Raw genomic sequence first — 17,237 nt, 5'->3', positions numbered from 1 at the left:
TCATGCCATCAGCGTTGCTTTATCTTCATGGCTTTAACAGCTCGCCACAATCGCTAAAAGCGAGACAAATGCAAGCCTATTGCGCCCAGCATCGTCCTGATATTGAGGTGTTGGTGCCACAACTGCCCAGTCACCCTGAGCCCACCGTCCAGTTACTGGATGAACTGATCATGCGCTTTAGCGACACCCATCAGTTGGGCTTGGTGGGAAGTTCGTTAGGGGGCTTTTTGGCCACCTGGCTGAGTGAACGTTATCAACTACCCGCTGTATTGGTTAACCCCGCGGTTCGCCCTTACGAACTCTTGCAAGACTATGTTGGGGAACAGGTTAATCCTTACACCCAGGAACGCTACACCCTCGAGGCCGCCGATATCGACGCCTTGCGTGAGATTGATGTGCCGATATTATCTCATCCTGAGCGATTTTGGTTATTGCAGCAAGAAGGCGATGAAGTGCTGGACTACCGCCAAGCGGTGGAAAAGTTCCGAGCTAGTCAACAGACCGTCGAGCCGGGCGGCGACCACAGCTTTGTCGGCTTTGAGCGTTACTGCGCGGATATTCTTCAGTTTCTCGAACTCTAGTTTTCCACCCGCTAAACGCATAAATACCAGGGCATACTTGCTCAAGCTCATGCTATTCTGGCTTCAACGTCATACCAGACGGATAGCAGTTCACAGAAACTTGTGGCAATCTGGCCCCGCGCTTGACAAGCGGATCCCCCTTGCTGACCATGTCATCACATTTATTAAGCCAATCGATTATGACAGAACAAAACTATAACGCAGGATCGATAGAAGTCCTTAATGGGCTCGAGCCCGTGCGCCGACGCCCCGGTATGTACACAGATACCAGCCGCCCCAATCACCTCGGGCAGGAAGTGATCGATAACAGTGTCGATGAAGCCCTTGCCGGCCATGCCAGCAAAATCGACGTGATCCTCCACGCTGATCAATCACTGGAAGTGATTGACGATGGCCGTGGTATGCCAGTTGATATTCACCCTGAAGAGGGTGTCTCTGGTGTTGAACTAATTTTATGCAAACTGCACGCAGGTGGTAAATTTTCCAACAAAAGCTACCAGTTCAGCGGCGGTTTACACGGGGTGGGGATCTCCGTGGTCAACGCATTGTCTCACCGGGTTGAAATTACCGTAAAGCGCGATGGTCAAGTCTACGACATTGCCTTTGAAAATGGCGATAAGGTTCAAGACTTAACCGTGACCGGTACCTGTGGTCGCCGTAACCGAGGTACGCGCGTTCACTTTTGGCCTGATGGCCAATTTTTTGATTCTGACAAGTTTTCGCTCTCTCGCCTTAAAACCATTTTAAAAGCCAAGGCAGTGCTGTGCCCGGGACTGACGGTCAATCTCACCGATAAAAACACCAATGAGACTTCGTCTTGGTGTTACCAAGATGGGTTGAAAGACTACTTGGCTGACAGTGTTAAAGGCTATGAAGTCCTGCCGGAAACACCTTTTATCGGTGAGTTCAGTGGCCAGACCGAAGCGGCGGATTGGGCCGTCATTTGGTTGCCAGAAGGGGGCGAGCTAACCACAGAAAGCTATGTCAACCTGATCCCAACGGCACAAGGTGGCACGCATGTGAATGGCTTGCGCCAAGGGATGCTAGAAGCGATGCGCGAATTCTGTGAATTCCGTAACCTTCTTCCTCGCGGGGTCAAGCTGACCGCCGATGATATTTGGGAGCGCTGTGCGTACGTGCTGTCGGTCAAGATTCAAGATCCACAGTTTGCGGGGCAAACCAAAGAACGCTTGTCCTCTCGCCAATGTGCGGCGTTTGTGTCTGGGGTGGTCAAAGATGCCTTTAGTTTGTGGCTTAATGAGCGCCCACATCTTGCTGAGCGTTTGGCGGAAGTGTGTATTGCCAGTGCCCATCGCCGCATGCGTGCCGCGAAAAAGGTGGTGCGTAAGAAAGTGGCATCCGGCCCAGCGCTACCTGGAAAACTCACAGATTGTGCGATGCAAGACTCGAGTCGCACCGAGCTCTTTTTGGTCGAGGGGGACTCGGCAGGTGGCTCAGCTAAACAGGCACGAGATCGTGAATTTCAAGCGGTAATGCCGCTTAGAGGCAAGATCCTCAATACATGGGAAGTCTCTGCCGATCAAGTGCTTGCCTCCCAAGAAGTGCATGATATTTCAGTGGCGCTGGGTATTGACCCTGATTCTGGAGACTTGGGCAACCTTCGCTACGATAAAATCTGTATCCTTGCCGATGCGGACTCCGATGGCTTACATATTGCGACCTTGCTATGTGCACTCTTTATGCAACACTTTAGAGCCTTGGTTCAGGTTGGGCATGTGTATGTGGCGATGCCGCCGCTTTACCGCATTGATTGTGGCAAGGAGGTCTTTTATGCCTTGGATGAAGATGAAAAAGCAGGGATCCTTGAGCGTTTGAGTAATAAACGCGGCAAAATCAATGTGCAACGCTTCAAAGGTTTGGGGGAAATGAACCCGTTACAGCTGCGTGAAACGACCATGGATCCCAATACCCGTCGCCTGGTTCAGCTCACTATTGATGATGATGAGCAGACGCAGCAACTGATGGACATGCTGCTGGGTAAAAAACGGGCAGAGGACCGCCGTCATTGGCTGCAGCAAAAAGGCGATATGGCCGAGCTTATCGATATCTAAATCACTATAACGGGATCTTATTCGCATGACAGAGGTGACTTATGATGGGGTAGAGCAGCTTGCTCTGCGCCAGTTCACTGAGGACGCATACCTCAATTACTCGATGTACGTCATCATGGATCGCGCACTGCCGTTTATCGGCGATGGCTTAAAGCCAGTGCAGCGCCGGATCATTTACGCGATGTCAGAGCTGGGGCTATCCGCCACGGCAAAATATAAAAAATCGGCGCGTACTGTTGGGGATGTACTGGGTAAGTACCACCCTCATGGGGACTCGGCATGTTACGAGGCCATGGTATTGATGGCTCAGCCGTTTTCCTATCGTTATCCGCTGGTGGATGGTCAGGGCAACTGGGGCGCGCCTGACGATCCCAAATCGTTTGCAGCGATGCGTTACACCGAATCACGCTTATCACGTTTTTCTGAAGTGTTGCTACAAGAGTTGGGACTAGGGACCGTCGATTGGGGGCCAAATTTTGATGGCACCATGAAAGAGCCGAAAACCCTGCCAGCACGCTTACCGCATATTCTCCTCAATGGGATCACTGGTATTGCGGTGGGGATGGCAACGGATATTCCGCCACATAATGCGCGTGAGCTTGCCAATGCCTTGGCCGCAATGATCGACAAGCCGAGCTTAGACTTAGACGGTGTACTGGAGCATGTGCAGGGACCTGATTACCCCACCGAAGCGGAAGTGATCACGCCGAAGTCAGATTTGAAAAAGCTCTATGCGAGCGGCCGTGGCTCTATCAAAATGCGCGCGCTGTGGCATAAAGAAAGCAATGAAATTGTGATTACTGCGCTGCCTCACCAAGTGTCGGGCGCTAAGCTGCTAGAGCAAATCGCCAATCAAATGCGGGCGAAAAAGCTGCCGATGGTGGACGATTTACGTGATGAGTCGGATCATGAAAATCCCACCCGGATTGTGATTGTGCCGCGCTCTAACCGTGTCGATTGTGATCAACTGATGGATCACTTGTTTGCCTCGACCGATCTAGAGAAGAATTACCGCGTTAACCTTAATATGATTGGCCTTGATGGACGCCCACAAGTTAAGGGGTTACATGGGATTTTATCTGAGTGGTTAACGTTCCGCCGCCAGACGGTGAGACGCCGCCTTGAGCACCGGTTGGAAAAAGTCCTCGCTCGCCTGCATATTCTAGAGGGCTTACTCACCGCGTACCTGAACATTGACGAGGTGATTGAAATCATCCGCAGTGAGGATGAACCCAAAGCCGAGCTGATTGCACGCTTTGGTTTGAGCGAGAAACAGGCTGAAGCGATCCTTGAGATCAAACTACGTCAGTTAGCCAAGCTCGAAGAAATCAAGATCCGTGGTGAGCAAGATGAGTTGAGCAAAGAGCGCGATAAGCTAGAGAAACTGCTCGGCTCAGATCGTCGCTTGAACACCTTAATCAAAAAAGAAATCCTCGCGGATGCGGAAAAATACGGGGACGACCGCCGTTCACCGCTTGTTGAGCGAGCGGAGGCCAAAGCGTTAACCGAGCGTGACTTGGTGCCCAGCGAACCCATCACTGTGGTGCTCTCAGATAAAGGGTGGATCCGCCATGCCAAAGGGCATGATGTGGATGCTACTGGCCTTAACTACAAAGCAGGCGACAAGTTCCTCGACGCGGCGCCGGGTAAAAGTAACCAACCCGCGGTTTTCCTGGGGTCTGATGGTCGCAGCTATGCAATAGAGTCGCACACCTTGCCATCCGCGCGCAGCCAAGGTGAGCCGATTACCGGGCGAATTAATATCACCCCAGGCTCGTCGATTCGTCATGTATTAATGGCTGATGAGGGGCAGCTTACCTTGGTGGCCTCGGACGCCGGTTATGGTTTTGTCTGCAAGCAAGCGGATATGCTCTCCAAAAACCGCAGCGGTAAGGCCTTGCTGACGGTGCCTGATCAGGCGGAAGTGATGCCACCGCGCCAGGTGGGTGACTTGGAAAGCGATTTGATTGTCGCGATTTCCAATGAAGGCCGCATGTTGGTATTCCCGGTGCATGAATTGCCGCAACTAAGTAAAGGAAAAGGTAATAAGATCATCAATATTCCCGGCGCACGCGCCAAGTCGCGCGAGGAAGTGTTAAGCCAGCTCTACGTTGTACCGGCCGATGTGGGCGTGACCCTGCATGCAGGTAAACGTAAGCTGACCTTAAAACCGGATGATCTGGCTCACTATCGCGGTGAACGAGGTCGGCGCGGGAGTATGCTACCACGTGGACTACAACGCGTGGATCAAATCGAAATTCTGACGGAAAGCTAAATCACCACCGCCCCTGTTCGCAGGGGCGGAGTAGGTGCATTTTTGCCCTGAATCCGTATACTGTCTCGCCTTTCACGCCTGCTCTTTGGAGAGAGAAATGATTTTTGTCGTGCGACTGCTGGCTTTATTGATTGTCGCTATTTTGCTGTTTATTTTTGGTGGTTTGTATTGCTTGTTAAGCCCTCGCAATCCTCGTAATTGCTACCATATCAGTAAGTGGTTTGGACGCCTCTCTGGTTTATTCGGGATTAGCCTTGAACTGCGCTTCGCTGAAGGGGCACCTCGTGAGCCTGGTGCTAGCGTGTGTATCGCTAACCACCAAAGTAATTGGGATATGGTGACCTTATCGAATGCGTTGATGCCTGGCGCGGTCACCGTGGGGAAAAAAAGCCTGCTATGGATCCCCATTTTTGGTCAGCTTTATTGGCTCACGGGCAATGTATTGATTGATCGTGCCAATCGCAGTAAAGCCATGGGAACCATTGCGCAGGTGACAGAAAAGATCCGAGAGAAGCAGCTGTGCGTATGGTTATTCCCAGAAGGGACACGCTCACGTGGACGTGGTTTGTTACCTTTCAAAACCGGGGCGTTTCATGCTGCTATCGGCGCAGGCGTACCCTTAATCCCTGTGGTTTGTAGCTCGACGCATCATCTAAAAGCGAATCGCTGGAACAACGGCCATGTGATTGTTGAAGTGATGGCGCCGATTTCACCCGAGGGCTACGATAAAGATAATGTCCGTGACTTGGCTAAGCATTGCCATCAGGTAATGAAAAGCAAGCTCGAGCAGCTTGATGCAGAAGTCGCGGAACGCAACCAAGGCGTTCGCTAATTGAGGATAGGCTTATGACTTCAACCCAGCGCCACCATGTGGTTTTGGTCTCACCGAGCGGTGAACCTCAAGGGATCGCTGAAAAGTTGGAGGCTCATCAGCAAGGATGGCGGCACATGGCCTTCTCAGTAATGTTGTTTCGTTGCAATGAGCAGGGTGAGCGTGAGTACTTGCTACAGCGTCGCGCGTTCGATAAGTATCATAGTGGTGGATTATGGACCAATACGTGCTGCTCGCATCCCAAACAAGACGAGCCGGTTGCGGCGGCGGCAAAAAGGCGCCTGTATGAAGAGTTAGGAATAGCGCGCCCACTTGATTTTACCATGGGACCTTGGTTTGAATACCGTGCCGAGTTGGATAACGGGTTGATAGAGCATGAATTGGATCAAGTCATCGCCTGTGAAGTCAACCATGTCGAGATGATCCCTAATCCAGATGAGGTAGCAGACTGCCGCTGGTGGTCTGAAGATGAAGTCAAGCAGGCGATGGTGGACGCCCCCGAGCGCTTCACCGCTTGGTTTGCTGACGTTTTATCACGTATCGATGTGATGGTGCGCTGTTGATAAGCGTGCGCTATGCCATCAAGACATAAAAAAGCGGCGCCTGGAGGCGCCGCTTTTGCATTAGCTTTTCGTTGCCGTCGCTTACCAATTAGGCTTGGCGCACCGCAATCGCTTCAATTTCGATATCAACGTCTTTGGGCAGGCGTGCGACCTCAACGCATGAGCGAGCAGGGTAGCTTTCCACACCGTGTTCATCAAAGAACGCACCATACACTTTGTTGACATCCGCAAAGTCTTCCATGTTTTTGACAAACACGGTGAGTTTAACGATGTCATTCACTTTAAGCCCAGCAGCTTCTACCACCGCTTTGACGTTGTCGAGAGACTGACGTGTTTGTGCGGTGATTTCAGGAGAGATCTGGCCAGTCACTGGGTTAACAGGAATTTGGCCTGAGGTCAGCACCATGTTGCCAAGGTCAACGCCTTGCGAATACGGACCGATAGCTTCTGGCGCCTGCTCGGTTTGCAGTACTTGGGTCATTGTCTGTTCCTTTGTTATAAAAAAGCGACACCTATAGTCTGCAACGGTTAGCTTGCCACGTAAAGCCGTTTACTCAGGGGCAAGGCGGTCTCGAACCACTTGTTCGCAGGCGGCAAGCTCATTGAGCTGGCGTGGTGCGACCAGGACAGTATCGTTCCCGCCTACCGTTCCTAAAATTAAAGGATGTCGGTGTAAGTCTAATAAGCGAGCGATCAACTGTGCGCCGCCTGGGTGGGTTTTCACTACCACCATGGCTTGGCTACAGGTGATGTCATCGATTTGAGAGCCGACAGAAGACACCGCGTACACAGGCTCCATGTCTCCGCTGAGCGCGTAGACCTTTTGCCCATGCGCATTGGGTACTTTGGCGACCCCGAGCTTGGATAATAGGCGTGAAACGGTCGACTGGCTGACATCAAGATAGCCGAGTTCAACCAATTGCTGGCGAACTGCATCTTGGGTGGTAAAGCTTTGCGTTTGCAGCAGGTGTCGACACGCAGAGAGGATATCGTCCTCCGGTGTGGTCGTTTCTACCGATAGAATTGCATCATTAACCACGGGCAACCCCTTATAATAAACGGCATTTCACGTCATTATCAGCGCATAAAGCTAATAATGCGTGATTCAATCGCATATGCTATCAGTTGCTTTTAAATGAAACTTTGATGGGTGTCACTGGGTGGTATCAATATTAAGAAGTAGGGCGCCACTCGGCGCCCTCGCTCCGGTGGCGTTAATCGCCAAGGGTGGCGACCATCACCGCTTTGATGGTGTGGAGGCGGTTTTCTGCTTCATCAAACACAATTGAGCAGTCCGACTCAAACACATCTTCTGTGACTTCTAGGCCTTTTAACCCATACTTTTCTTCGATTTCTGCACCCACTGTGGTCTCGTTATTGTGGAAGGCAGGGAGACAGTGCATGAATTTCACGTGCGGGTTGCCAGTGGCTTTCACGACATCCATATTGACTTGATAGGGCTTCATGAGCGCAACGCGTTCATCCCACGCTTCTTTGGATTCCCCCATCGAGACCCAGACATCGGTGTACAAGAAGTCACAATCTTTCACACCTTCTTGTACGTCTTCTGTCAGGGTAATGCGTGCGCCGGTTTTTTCAGCGATAGCGCGGCATTGTGCGACGAGATCTTCTTCCGGCCAGAATGCTTTGGGAGCCACTAAGCGGATGTCCATCCCCATTTTAGCGGCACCCACCATCAGAGAGTTGCCCATGTTGTTGCGGGCATCACCGAGGTATGCAAAGCGCATTTCGTGCAACTGCTTGCCACGTCCGTGCTCGAGCATGGTCATTAAGTCAGCCAAAATTTGGGTGGGGTGGAACTCAGTGGTTAAGCCATTCCAGACAGGTACCCCTGCGAACTCACCCAGCTCTTCGACAATATCCTGGCCGAAGCCACGGTACTCAATGCCGTCATACATCCGGCCCAATACGCGAGCGGTGTCCTTCATCGACTCCTTATGGCCAATTTGTGACCCAGTTGGGCCGATGTAGCTGACCTGGCCGCCTTGATCAAAGACGGCGGTTTCAAAGGCACAGCGGGTGCGTGTTGACGCTTTTTCAAAGATAAGAGCGATGTTTTTGCCTTTTAGGCGGGGGGTTTCATAGCCATTGTATTTGGCTTTTTTCAACTCGATGGCCATATCGATAAAGTGTTGGATCTCACGAGGAGTGAAGTCCAGTAATTTTAGGAAGTTACGGTTGCGTAGATTAAAAGCCATAGTGGGTAATCCTCTTTGTTATTGGTTTCAGGCCTGTGCAGGGCTAGGCTGGCCGTGAGAAATATTGTTGTTATTGACTGAGTGTGGACGGATCCGTGTGCCAGCTTGGCCTGCTAAGATAGCAAGGCCATCTTCGAGGGCACCAATACCTACTAGCTTGCCGCCTTGGCGAATAAACTCGCAGGAGGCATCGATTTTTGGCCCCATAGAGCCAGCATCGAAGGTATATTGGCTGAGATCATCGGGCGTTGTGTCGGCAAGTGCGCGTTGATTGGGCTCTCCATAATCTAGGTAAACCGCTTCGGCATCGGTCAAAATAAGCAGCGCGTCGGCATTGAGTTGACGGGCGAGAAAGGCCGCTGACATATCTTTATCAATCACAGCCTCGATGCCTTTTAGCTGGGTGCCTTCTTGGATCACAGGGATACCGCCCCCTCCAGTACAAATCACTAAGTGTCCTTGGTCGATGAGGCTCGCGATAGCGTCGTCTTCGACAATCCCTGTAGGTTGTGGGCTGGGCACAACACGGCGATAATATTGGCCGTCCGGCTTAATATCCCAGCCATACTTTTCGGCCAGCTGGGCGGCCTCTTGTTGGTCATATACCGGGCCTATTGGCTTGGTGGGATTTGCAAATGCAGGATCGTTAGGATCGACCGTCATCTGGGTCAGCATGCAAGACACGTGTTGCTCTGGCGCTAAGTTATGCAACTCTTGCATCAGCATATAGCCAATCATGCCTTGGGTTTCTGAACCGAGGACGTCCAAAGGATAAGGTGTCACGGATTTGTATTCGAGCCCCTGCAGGGCCAGTAAGCCAACTTGAGGGCCATTACCGTGGACGAGCACCACGTTGTATTGTTCGCCGATAGCGGCAATGGTTTTGGCCGCTTTGGCGATATTGGCACGTTGAATGTCGGCTTCTAAGGGTTCGCCTCGACGGAGTAGGGCGTTGCCTCCGAGTGCCACGACGACAGTGGGTTTTTTCATAGTTTTACTCTCTACAGTCGGTGGGGGCTGAGCCAGGCGCTCAGCCCATACGAGGATTAAATACCATCACGATGAATCGGGCAGCTCATGCAGCGTGCGCCACCGCGGCCGCGACCTAGCTCATCACCCGGAATGGACAAAACAGTGATCCCGGCTTTGTCGTATTTCTCGTTGGTATAGGTGTTACGCTCGTAGCCGACCACCACACCTGGGCGCACGGTCAAGACGTTGTTGGCGTCATTCCACTGTTCACGTTCCGCTTCAAAGCTATCGCCGCCCGTGGTGATAAGGTTCAGTGGGCCAACATCGAGGGCCTTTTCGATGGCGGTGAGGAAGTAATCTTCTTCGCGCACATTGAGATGGCCGCTGCGGTCGCCGGTCAGGCTCCAACATTTGATGTCTTTGCGAATCACTTCGGGGTACACCGAGAAGGTATCTTCCCGCATATGGGTCATCACGGTATCGAGGTGCATGCAGGAACGATGTTTTGGCAGCTCCATGGCAATCACTTGCTTGGCTTGTCCATGTTTGAACAGGCTGGACGCGAGGTTTTCCACCCCTTGTGGCGTGGTGCGTTCAGACATGCCAATCAATACAACACCTTTACCTAAAACAGTGACGTCACCGCCTTCAATCGTGGCATTGTCATAGTCGATGTTTTGCGCACCGAAGTAGGTAATAAAGTCGCCGTTCGCAAAGCGAGGGTGCCATTTGTAGATCGCGCGCAAGTGGTTGGTTTCACGCTTACGTGCCGGTTTGGCCATTGGGTTTATTGACACACCACCATATAGCCAGCACGAGGTATCGCGTGTGAATAAGTGGTTAGGCAAGGGGTCAATGATAAAGTCCGATGGGGCATGCATCGCTTGCAACATCGAGGTCGTGGTAATCGGTAGCTCGGAGTACGCCAGCCCACCTAAGAACATTGATGCGAGCTCGTGGTGAGGGAGATCATTGAGGTAGCAGCGAATATCGTTCGCAAATGACGGGCCAAAGGTATAGTCCGAGATCTTTAGGTTCATCAGCCAGGCTTTGGCTTCGGGAACATCCAGGGTCTCGGCAAGCAGGTTTTGCAGCAATAGCACCTCAACGCCCTGATCACGTAGGGTTTGAGCGAATTTGTCATGCTCTTCACCCGCACGTTCAACTGACAGAACATCGTCGAAAAGCAAGTCATGACAGTTTGAAGGGGTCAGGTGGGTTAAAGCACGCTCGGGGCGGTGCAACATCACGGTGCGTAATTGACCAATTTCAGAGCCGACATAGAAGTTGTTCATCTTTCTTTCTCCGTATATCTCTGCTTGGCTTTTTATCGGAAGGGAAATAAAAAGTGCAGGTTTATTATTGGGTACAGATTTATTCTAACGTGGTGCGTTGATTGAACTTGAAGTTAGATCACATTGAATTAAAACATTGCCTTTTTCTCTTTTTACCCTGTGTTAATGGTATTTATGAATGTGTTTATGATGGAGATTTAATAGTTAGTCACTTTTATTGAGTGCTTAACACGATTATTTTGTTAAAGCTGGGCATTTAGCGGTGCTGTTCTTATTTTTATTCCTTTTTATTTTTGAATGTTTTTCGCCTTATGCGGATTAAATGAATGGTTATCTTTGTTGTTCTTAGTTTTTAACAAATGCTGGGCGGTTTTTGTTTCTATTTGTGATGACGATCGGTATTAAATCGCTTTGTGTTAACAATGTAATAGAGGTGTGAATGGAGTAGAGAAGTGTGCAGTTATAGCAGGGGACGTGTGAGAAATAAAAAAGCGCACTGCTGATAGCAATGCGCTCTACGCTCAGTGATGACTGGTATTACAACATGACGCCAAGGCTAAGCATGGCCATGATCATAATAGTCAAAATGCCAAGCAAGGGCGCGACCCATTTTATCCATTTCGCATAAGGCACGCGGGCAATGGCCAAGCCACCCATCACTACGCCGGAGGTAGGTGTAACGAGATTGACGAGCCCTGAAGCCGATTGATAGGCCGTTACCACCAATTCACGCCCAACGTTCGCAAAGTCCGCCAACGGCGCCATAATTGGCATAGTGAGCACTGCCAAGCCAGATGAAGAAGGCACCAAGAATGACAGTAACACTTCCAGCCAATACATTACGTTAATAAAGACGAAAGAAGATAAACCGCTGACTAAGCTCTCGGCACTATTAAGGATGGTGTCGGTAATCATGCCTTTATCCATAATCACCACGATCCCGCGGGCAATGCCGATGATTAGCGCCACACCGAGTAGGTCTCTTGCCCCATCAATAAAGCTGGTGGTGATTTCCTCTTCGCTCATGCGTGCAATCAGGCCAATGATGATAGCGGCACCGAGGAAAACGGCTGAGATCTCTGCCATCCACCAATCAAGAGATGAAACACCATAGATCATCACTGCAAAGGCGCCGGCAAAGATAGCCAGTATCACTTTGCGTGTGGCTGTAAAGTCAAGGCTTTGGTTGTCGTCGTGCTCACCCAGGAAGTGCTTTTTATTGCTTTCATACTGGTCATAAACAATAGATTGGCTCTGATCGGCTTGTACTTTGCGCGCATAGCGCATGACATAAGCGACGCAGATAAACCAACCGATCACGAGGATGGCAAGGCGCAGCAGAATACCATCAGTGAAAGGGATCCCGGCTGCGTTAGCCGCTATTACCGTCGCAAAGGGGTTAATCGTTGAGCCTAGGGTACCTATTCCAGCGCCAAGCAGTACCGTGGCTGCTGCGACCACAGGGTCAAAGCGCGCAGCCATCATCACAGGCACAAGTAGCGTATAAAAAGGCAAGGACTCTTCCGCCATGCCATAAATGGTGCCCCCGGCGGCAAATAAACCCATCAAAATGGGGATCATCCACTCTTCGCGTCCCTCTAGGCGCTTGGTGACGCGTTCAATTCCCGCATCGATGGCACCGGTTTTGGTGACCAGTCCTAAAAAGCCACCAATGATCAGAATAAACAGTGAGACATCGATGGCTGCGGCTTCATACGTTTGATGATTATAAAAACCGTCGATGGGGGCCAGCAGGACATCGACGATGCCTTGAGGATTACTGTCAACCTGTTCGTAAGTTCCTGAGATGGGAACGTCTCTACCGAGCTCTTCATTATACTCTCGTTCATACTGACCGGCGGGCACCACCCAGCTAAGGGCGGCGACGACAGCGATAAGAATGAATAGAATGGTATAGGCGGACGGGAACTTTAAGTTCGAGAACCAGCCTTTTTTTTCGGGAACACTGTGAGTACTCATACTTTCTCCTCATACCTCTTATTAGCATCTAAAGTGCGCTACACGTGTTGAGGTAACTCCGTTAATTTCACGTTATTTATTATTTTTATGCCGTGGTACATGGCTTTGCACTCATTGTAAAAGTGGTTCCCTTTTTACTTCTTAGTGATATCTCACAAAAGACGAGGTGGCTAATAGATGAACAAATAGACTTTTTTAATAAAAATGAATGCAGTGCTGTTATTTATGCGTAGCTATCATTTTCTCTTTTTTTTCTGCTTGGATTTTTATTGATTAAATGACGTTGAATTCACTTCTTTTACGGTACTGAAGATTGAATCAATCATGAGTTTATGTGCAAGCTTTGACTATTTAGTCAATCAGTCACTTTACGTATGATGAATAAAACCGAGAAAATACCAGATAGATGAATAGGTAGAAATCAACCCATTTATTGTCTTATGTCAATTTATAACGGTGAGCTGGTCGGTAGGAGAGGGCACGCAGCAGGTGCCCAGTCTAGAGGGAGGATTAGTCTTTTTTGTTCTTAACCGGCTTGGGAAGCACAATCATGTCACATTCGGCGAAGTGGTCTTGAAAGGCACGGTTATTGATATCAAAGATGACAACCAGATTGCCGAGACCAAAGCAGGCAGTGGCCAAACGAATAATGGCTTGGGTGGGACGAATGTTGCTGCCATCGGTATTTTGTAATCTAAGCCGCCACGCGCGCATGCCCAGTGTTTGTCCGGCTTTACACCAAAAGTAGCCATAAAAACCACCGATGACACAAGCCAGATACGCGGTATAAAGTGGATTGACTATCGGGTGATGGGTTAAGAAGTCACTAATGTCTTGGTAAGGCGCAACCGACATGCCGAGCACTTGCGCCAGAGCGAGTATGGCCATCATTCCCCCTCCGGCGAGCATCAGCAAAGCTGCCACGACGAGAAGATCGTAAAGCCAAGCGGCTAAACGCCGAAAAAACCCTGCGGTTGGGCAAGCGATAGAAGAAGTTTGCATTTGATTGTTCACATCCCAGTACTCAATTCGCAGCTAGCCTAGCATAGACTGGCTGACAGTGAGTAAGCTTCTACCTCGGTTTTGCGATGTCTTTTGGGGACAAATTCAGCATCAATGTGGCTGAATGACTTGAATTGGTTAAAAATAGTGCGAACGAGCGGATTTTTATTTTTATTACTTGCACTCCAAAGGCCGGTACGTATAATTGCCCCCACTTGCCGAGATGGCGGAATTGGTAGACGCAGCGGATTCAAAATCCGCCGCCTTAACGGGTGTGAGGGTTCAAGTCCCTCTCTCGGCACCAAATCCCAAAAAAGCCCCAGTCGAAAGACTGGGGCTTTTTTCGTTGTGAGTAAGGATTAGCGCTGATCAGGTCACACTCCACTACATTCCACCCCGCCAATTGCTACGTGCCAAGGTATGATCGCCGTCTAGGCAACAACAGGGAGTAGCAGTGTGCAAATGCGTTATCGAGACATTGCCAGCTGGATAGAAGCACAAATTCAGCAGCGTGTTTGGCAAGTCGGTGATCGGATCCCTTCGGTGAGGGAGATGAGCCGACTCCAACACGTTAGCCCAATGACGGTAATGAGAGCTTATGAGCAGCTAGAGGCCGATGGCTGGGTTGAGGCACGTCCGCGCTCTGGCTTTTTTGTGCGGCCTCATTATAACAAGCTCGCAGTTGACGCATTGGCGCGGCCACAAGCGCAATCTCAATGGCTTGACACCCATCAAGATGTGTTTGATGTGATCAGTGCTAGCCATAAAGGTGCGTATTATCCATTTGGCTCCGCTTTTCCTGATCCTCTGCTATTTCCTATGCAAGCCCTGGGTCGTGCGATGGCACGCGTGCTACGCCAGTCCTCTCATCCTGACCACTTTACCATTTTACCGCCGGGCGATAGTGGTTTGCGTCGACTGATAGCTCAGCGTTACCTCCGTCAGGGAATTAGAGTCGGTATTGATGAAATCATTATCACTAACGGGGCGATAGAGGCATTGAGTCTGTCTTTAGCGGCAGTGACCGAGCCAGGCGATAAGGTAATTATTGAAGCCCCCGCCTTCTACGGGGTGCTGCAGACACTCGAACGTTTACAGCTTGAAGCGGTTCCCGTTACGGTTGAACCTGAAACAGGGGTTGATATCCAAGCACTGGAACATGCGCTTGCGTCTCACTCGATCAGTGCGTGTTGGTTGATGAGCAACTTCCACAATCCCACCGGGGCATCGATACCCGCCCAACGTAGGCCTGATGTGGTCAACTTATTGGCAACGTATCAAGTGCCGTTAATAGAAGATGACGTCTATGGGGAGCTTTTCTTCGCCGAAATCAGGCCGATGCCACTGAAAGCGTATGATACACAGGGCGGCGTACTACACTGTGGCTCGTTTTCGAAACAGCTGGCACCAGGGTTCCGTGTTGGTTGGATAGCGGCAGGGTGTTATGCGATGCAAATAGAGAAGCGTCAGTCTGTCTCGAGTTTGGCTGTTGGCGCGCCCAACCAATTGGCGATTGCTGACTATTTAAAGCAAGGTGGTTATGATTCGCATCTGCGGCGATTGCGCGAAACCTTGTTTGCCCGTCAAGCGTTGATTCGAGCAGAACTTAAGGCACTACTACCGGCCTCTACACGGATTAGTCAGCCTAAAGGTGGTTACTTTTTATGGGTTGAGCTCGATAAGCGCATCGATACGCTCGCACTGTTTCACGTTTTGAGGCCATATGGTGTCACTATCGCACCGGGTGCGTTGTTTGCCAGTGATGGACGTTTCAATCATTGTTTTCGACTTAATGTGTCGGTTGTGGGTAGGCAAAAAACAGGGGCGCTAGATAATCGTCCAAGCTTGGAGGGGCTCAAACAGATTGCGACTTCGCTCTCAGCTTTATCTGTGCACTCAACTGTCACAACTGAATATTGAGCTATCTGTGCTAATCCCCACCCTCTCCCTCTCGATAAACTCAGTACGCACACAATATATAGGGGGAAAGGATGAAATCAGAACTCAGTATGATGGTCGTTGCTATAATTTGCGCGGCTTTATTGATCCTTGGCCATGTCATCATCATAGAAACACTCGCCTATTATACGTGGGCACAATGGACAGCCGGTGCGATCCCTTTTGTTCTTCTGCTTATGGCGTGGGGCTCAGTGCGCTACTGCCGAGCTAAAGAGCGCGCGGAAGAAAAACGGCAATCACACTCGCACTAACGATTGAGAACACGAGTGTGCATAAGAACCAGCCACCTTATGCGCTCTCCACCAAGAAAAGCGCCTTTTGTCTACTTTTGCTTGTTTTGTGAGCAAATAGGTAGCGAGGCGCATTTTTTTATATTTTGGGGTTGCGGTAAAAACTGAGATCTCTATACTGCGCTTCCTGTTGACGGGGCAGCGAGACGCAAGTCACGAAATGCCGACCACGAAGTCAAACTTAAATTGAAGAGTTTGATCATGGCTCAGATTGAACGCTGGCGGCAGGCCTAACACATGCAAGTCGAGCGGAAACGGCAGCATTGAAGCTTCGGTGGATTTGCTGGACGTCGAGCGGCGGACGGGTGAGTAACGGCTGGGAACCTGCCCTGACGAGGGGGATAACCGTTGGAAACGACGGCTAATACCGCATAATGTCTWCGGACCAAAGGTGGCCTCTACATGTAAGCTATCGCGTTGGGATGGGCCCAGTTAGGATTAGCTAGTTGGTAAGGTAATGGCTTACCAAGGCGACGATCCTTAGCTGGTTTGAGAGGATGATCAGCCACACTGGGACTGAGACACGGCCCAGACTCCTACGGGAGGCAGCAGTGGGGAATATTGCACAATGGGGGAGACCCTGATGCAGCCATGCCGCGTGTGTGAAGAAGGCCTTCGGGTTGTAAAGCACTTTCAGCAGTGAGGAAGGTGGTGTACTTAATACGTGCATTGCTTGACGTTAGCTGCAGAAGAAGCACCGGCTAACTCCGTGCCAGCAGCCGCGGTAATACGGAGGGTGCGAGCGTTAATCGGAATTACTGGGCGTAAAGCGCATGCAGGCGGTTTGTTAAGTCAGATGTGAAAGCCCGGGGCTCAACCTCGGAACCGCATTTGAAACTGGCAGGCTAGAGTCTTGTAGAGGGGGGTAGAATTTCAGGTGTAGCGGTGAAATGCGTAGAGATCTGAAGGAATACCAGTGGCGAAGGCGGCCCCCTGGACAAAGACTGACGCTCAGATGCGAAAGCGTGGGTAGCAAACAGGATTAGATACCCTGGTAGTCCACGCCGTAAACGCTGTCTACTTGGAGGTTGAGGTTTAAGACTTTGGCTTTCGGCGCTAACGCATTAAGTAGACCGCCTGGGGAGTACGGCCGCAAGGTTAAAACTCAAATGAATTGACGGGGGCCCGCACAAGCGGTGGAGCATGTGGTTTAATTCGATGCAACGCGAAGAACCTTACCTACTCTTGACATCCAGG

The 17,237-nt window shown here is 50.6% G+C and carries 14 protein-coding genes, 1 tRNA gene and 1 rRNA gene; 9 read left to right on the top strand and 7 right to left on the bottom strand.

Features of this window, described 5'->3' with window-relative positions:
* Positions 1-2: 2 nt before the first annotated feature.
* The 5 genes from yqiA to idi all read left to right on the top strand — a co-directional run bounded on the left by yqiA (position 3) and on the right by idi (position 6,323).
* Positions 3-581: an esterase YqiA gene (yqiA, locus tag BZG74_RS08430; RefSeq protein WP_077772189.1), complete on the top strand. Its 579-nt coding sequence runs from the start codon at positions 3-5 to the stop codon at positions 579-581.
* A gap of 179 nt (positions 582-760) precedes the next feature.
* The gene (parE, locus tag BZG74_RS08425; protein WP_077772300.1) at positions 761-2,653 is read left to right on the top strand and encodes a DNA topoisomerase IV subunit B; all 1,893 of its coding nucleotides are present in this window, start codon (positions 761-763) and stop codon (positions 2,651-2,653) included.
* 25 nt (positions 2,654-2,678) lie between these two features.
* Complete coding sequence (gene parC, locus BZG74_RS08420; protein ID WP_077772188.1) at positions 2,679-4,928, top strand: DNA topoisomerase IV subunit A; 2,250 nt, start codon at positions 2,679-2,681, stop codon at positions 4,926-4,928.
* Positions 4,929-5,025: 97 nt separating this feature from the next.
* Positions 5,026-5,760 carry a 1-acylglycerol-3-phosphate O-acyltransferase gene (locus BZG74_RS08415; protein WP_077772187.1) on the top strand — a complete coding sequence of 245 codons (735 nt, stop codon included), beginning with the start codon at positions 5,026-5,028 and terminating at the stop codon, positions 5,758-5,760.
* Between the two features lie 14 nt (positions 5,761-5,774).
* Positions 5,775-6,323 carry an isopentenyl-diphosphate Delta-isomerase gene (idi, locus tag BZG74_RS08410; protein ID WP_077772186.1) on the top strand — a complete coding sequence of 183 codons (549 nt, stop codon included), beginning with the start codon at positions 5,775-5,777 and terminating at the stop codon, positions 6,321-6,323.
* Between the two features lie 88 nt (positions 6,324-6,411).
* Here idi and BZG74_RS08405 read toward each other — a convergent pair whose 3' ends face one another.
* From BZG74_RS08405 to BZG74_RS08375, 7 genes are all read right to left on the bottom strand, one after another.
* Positions 6,412-6,804, bottom strand: a complete 393-nt coding sequence (locus BZG74_RS08405) for a RidA family protein (protein ID WP_069361728.1) — start codon at positions 6,802-6,804, stop codon at positions 6,412-6,414.
* A gap of 69 nt (positions 6,805-6,873) precedes the next feature.
* The gene (locus BZG74_RS08400) at positions 6,874-7,362 is read right to left on the bottom strand and encodes an arginine repressor (RefSeq protein WP_077772185.1); all 489 of its coding nucleotides are present in this window, start codon (positions 7,360-7,362) and stop codon (positions 6,874-6,876) included.
* A 175-nt stretch (positions 7,363-7,537) separates the two neighbouring features.
* A complete protein-coding gene (gene argF, locus BZG74_RS08395) occupies positions 7,538-8,542 on the bottom strand; it encodes an ornithine carbamoyltransferase (protein ID WP_077772184.1) in 1,005 nt (334 codons plus the stop codon).
* Between the two features lie 27 nt (positions 8,543-8,569).
* Positions 8,570-9,532 (bottom strand): carbamate kinase, encoded by a 963-nt coding sequence (gene arcC / locus BZG74_RS08390; RefSeq protein ID WP_077772183.1) that lies wholly within the window; start codon positions 9,530-9,532, stop codon positions 8,570-8,572.
* Positions 9,533-9,588: 56 nt separating this feature from the next.
* The gene (gene arcA / locus BZG74_RS08385; protein WP_046074228.1) at positions 9,589-10,809 is read right to left on the bottom strand and encodes an arginine deiminase; all 1,221 of its coding nucleotides are present in this window, start codon (positions 10,807-10,809) and stop codon (positions 9,589-9,591) included.
* Positions 10,810-11,346: 537 nt separating this feature from the next.
* Positions 11,347-12,789, bottom strand: a complete 1,443-nt coding sequence (locus BZG74_RS08380; protein ID WP_077772182.1) for a YfcC family protein — start codon at positions 12,787-12,789, stop codon at positions 11,347-11,349.
* 510 nt (positions 12,790-13,299) lie between these two features.
* Entirely contained in the window at positions 13,300-13,791 is a 492-nt protein-coding gene (locus tag BZG74_RS08375) for an RDD family protein (protein ID WP_077772299.1), read from the bottom strand.
* Between the two features lie 217 nt (positions 13,792-14,008).
* Between BZG74_RS08375 and BZG74_RS08370 the strand changes: the two genes are divergently transcribed.
* The 4 genes from BZG74_RS08370 to BZG74_RS08355 all read left to right on the top strand — a co-directional run.
* Positions 14,009-14,095: transfer RNA gene (locus tag BZG74_RS08370), tRNA-Leu, on the top strand.
* Positions 14,096-14,253: 158 nt separating this feature from the next.
* Entirely contained in the window at positions 14,254-15,711 is a 1,458-nt protein-coding gene (locus BZG74_RS08365) for an aminotransferase-like domain-containing protein (RefSeq protein ID WP_077772298.1), read from the top strand.
* Positions 15,712-15,782: 71 nt separating this feature from the next.
* Complete coding sequence (locus tag BZG74_RS08360) at positions 15,783-16,001, top strand: hypothetical protein (protein WP_077772181.1); 219 nt, start codon at positions 15,783-15,785, stop codon at positions 15,999-16,001.
* 222 nt (positions 16,002-16,223) lie between these two features.
* A 16S ribosomal RNA gene (locus BZG74_RS08355) occupies positions 16,224-17,237 on the top strand; the annotation flags it as partial.

The sequence above is a fragment of the Salinivibrio sharmensis genome, from assembly GCF_001995985.1.
Classification (GTDB): domain Bacteria; phylum Pseudomonadota; class Gammaproteobacteria; order Enterobacterales; family Vibrionaceae; genus Salinivibrio; species Salinivibrio sharmensis.
This window is presented reverse-complemented; position numbering and strand designations above follow the sequence as displayed.